The sequence below is a fragment of the Geminicoccus flavidas genome, from assembly GCF_009806515.1.
GTDB lineage: Bacteria > Pseudomonadota > Alphaproteobacteria > Geminicoccales > Geminicoccaceae > Geminicoccus > Geminicoccus flavidus.
On the sequence record NZ_WUJP01001004.1, the window covers coordinates 1 to 3,016 of the forward strand.

Consider the following 3,016-nt stretch of genomic DNA (forward strand, 5'->3'; position numbering starts at 1 on the left):
GCACCACCTGCAGCTCTTCCTCGACGCCTACAACCACGCCCACCGCCTGAAGACCCTGCAGGGCCTCACCCTACGAGTTCATCTGCAAGACCTGACGGAACAGCCGGCCAGGTTCCTGGCAGACCCGATACACTACACCCTGGGACCAAACATCCAAGCCACGCGGGGCCGCTCAGGACGCGGCCCCGATCATCGTGACATTCCAGCGCGCCAGCCTGGACCTGGCCTCGCTATCGAGCGCGGCCGGCACCGGACCATGGTTGCGGCGCCCCGCCTGCTCATAGGCATAGGTCGCAGCGTTGGGCGAGCCGAAGGTCAGGTAGATCGCCATGCGATCCTCCGTCCGGCCGCCCCAGCCGCACAGCGCCTCGCGCAGTGCGGCGAACCGGCTCTCCGGATCCCCCTTCAGGACCCGGCTGCCGGCCACGGATAGCCGGTGCAGGCTCTTGTCCCACCAGGACGGGAATTGGCCCGCATGGTCGATGCGCACGTCGAACACGATCACGTCGCCCGCGCGCACGCCCAGTGCCACCTCCTGCGTGACCTCGCCCAGCCGGCGGCGGTGCGACCCGGGCCGGACCTTGAGCGCCTGCCTCGAATGGGCGGGCTGATCCTGCAGATAGACCGCCACCTTGCAGACGCGCCAGCCATCCGGCCGGCCGACGAGCTCCTTCAGCTCGCCGTCCTGATCGATGTCCTTGTGCCAGCGGCTCAGGGTATTGAGCTGCAGATCGCTCTCGCCGGTCAGGACGGGATCGTCTGGGCTGGTGCAGGCACGCAGTGCCTCCAGCAGCCGATCGCTGATGATGATGTCGGCCAGCTCCGGCAGCTTGTGGATGCCACGCCATTCGATCTTGCCGCCGTGGCGGTAGGTGCCGTTGCGACGAAAGTAACTGGCCAGCTTCTTCCTCAGAGTCTGGATCTCCTGCTCCGAGAATGCGCTCCGCACGATATGGTACCCGTGGACCTCGATGTCCCGGGACGGATCAGGTACCGCTTCATTGCTGCCCCCTTCATTGTCCGACCAGGTAGACATGTGCTTTCCATCCTTCGCATACATCCTTCGACCGCCATTGTGGCATTTCACTCAGTTACGGGTGAAATAGTCACAAAGAAGTATATGCATACGTTTGACTTGCACTTGAGTCTTTCCTGCACATTGTCGTTCAATTTAGACCAGCTCCAGACAAGGAGCCAAGTCGTGCCCCACCGTTTATTTTCGCATGATCCTGAAGTGTCTTCTTACGGATGCACTGACCCAGGCCGGAATCATGGCTCTGGGTAGCGACCCTCTCAGATCGTTACGCGACAGCAAGTAAGTCAGTTTTTGCATGCGCCATCTGAATGGTGCCGACTTCAGGACAAGTTCAGTTGCCCATGCCGATCGGGACGATCCAGATTCGGATGATTCGCGGGACATGTCGTCGAAGACGAACGGGATGAACACATCAAGATCGCTCATGGCCCCGGCGGGTCGCAGGGCACCATTGTTCGGATCGACCCGGAGTGCCTTGCGGTACAGCTCATGAACCCTTTGCCGCCAGTGCTCGCCGACGTTCGTCGTCAGGATCTGATTGCGGGTGCGCTCACCCAGTCTGGCTCGTCCGGCAGCGTTTCGAGACAGGTCCAGAATCGTGTCGCGCAGTTCCGCGAGGCTACCTGTCTGGACCAGAACTCCATCCAGCCCAAGCGAATCGGCGGCCATGACCCCGCAGTCGGGACCGAAGGCGGATCGCGTCACGAGCGGCAGGCCATGAAGCCCGGCCTCGAGCAATGACGTCAACGAGACGAAGGGAAAGGAGTCCAGGTATATATCAGCTGCATCGAAGTAGAGCTGCGTATCTGGAGTTTCCGGAAGAACATGGACCCGATTTCGCGCCCTTCTGATATGTATAGCCCATGAATCAACACGTCCTGGGCCAACGATAACTAGGTGGATGTCGGGGTTCGCGATCAGCACAGGCGCGAGCGCCTCGACGAAGTTCTCTCCACCAATGTCGCGGAACTTTACCGCCCTGGCGATTGTTAGAACGACTATCGAGCGTTCAGGAATCTGGAGCAGCTTCTTCGCAGCGGCGCGTAAATTCATCCGCGTCCTGGGCTTGAGGCACAATGGTAGAAGCACGTTGCGCTGAGGTTCGACTCCACGCCGGTCAATGCAGAGTTGGAAACCGGACCTCCTCGTGCTCACCACCAGGTCGACGATCGACGGGCCGAGCCAGAACTGATGATCACCATGATTGACTAGCAGGCACCTGGGGCGATCCTCCAGGCCGGCCAGAGCGAGGAGCGGAACAACATCCATATTGTGGATGTGCAGCACGACCAGATCCGTAGTGGCGATGAGGCGCTGCAACCGTCTTGCCCATCCCAGCATCCCTCCCGGCCAAATGTTGATCTGCTCCAGCCTCCCACCCGACGCGGCGACCGCCTGCCTGACATCGTCCGGAATCGGGCAGTGCTGCCCCGTCAGGGCCACAGAGTGAACATTCTCGGGGTCGCTCAAAATCCAGTTCGCGACCATGCGGGCATGCCCGCCGATCCCGTAGAACTCCGTCCCGATGTGCAGGATGCTCAGGCTCGATGCTTTTCTTGGCGAGATCTTTCGGTCAACTTGACCTAGCAGGACAGCCTGCCCAACCCGCCGAATGGCTTGTTCCAGCCGGCTGCTTGCGAACTGCCCGGTATGCCACAGGACCGCATAGTTCGCCGCCACCTGGATGGAAGCAACCGCTTCTGCATATCGTTCCTGGTCGACCAGTTCTTCCGCCGCTACCAGCAGACCATCGAACTCGGAGCGACGAACGGCGATGAGATCCCTGCCTTTGGTCCGCCACTCGGATAGAAGCGGCAGCTCACGGTCATCGCATGATAGTGCGACGGACTGGTCGCAGATCGCCACTGGTTGGGTCTGAGCACGCGAGCTGTCTGGCGAATGATGGGTGATCATGTCGAGGCGCGGCTCAGGCAGATATCTGACAGCCTGGTAAGCGCATACGAGGATCGCAGCATCGCG

2 protein-coding genes are annotated in these 3,016 nt (G+C 61.0%); both read right to left on the reverse strand.

Annotation, left to right across the window (positions count from 1 at the left end; all coding sequences use genetic code 11):
* Positions 1-172 precede the first annotated feature (172 nt).
* A complete protein-coding gene (locus EQG76_RS28495) occupies positions 173-1,036 on the reverse strand; it encodes a phytanoyl-CoA dioxygenase family protein (RefSeq protein ID WP_159718523.1) in 864 nt (287 codons plus the stop codon).
* 177 nt (positions 1,037-1,213) lie between these two features.
* Positions 1,214-3,016: glycosyltransferase family 4 protein (locus tag EQG76_RS28500; protein WP_159718525.1), on the reverse strand; the 1,803-nt coding region annotated here is incomplete at its 5' end.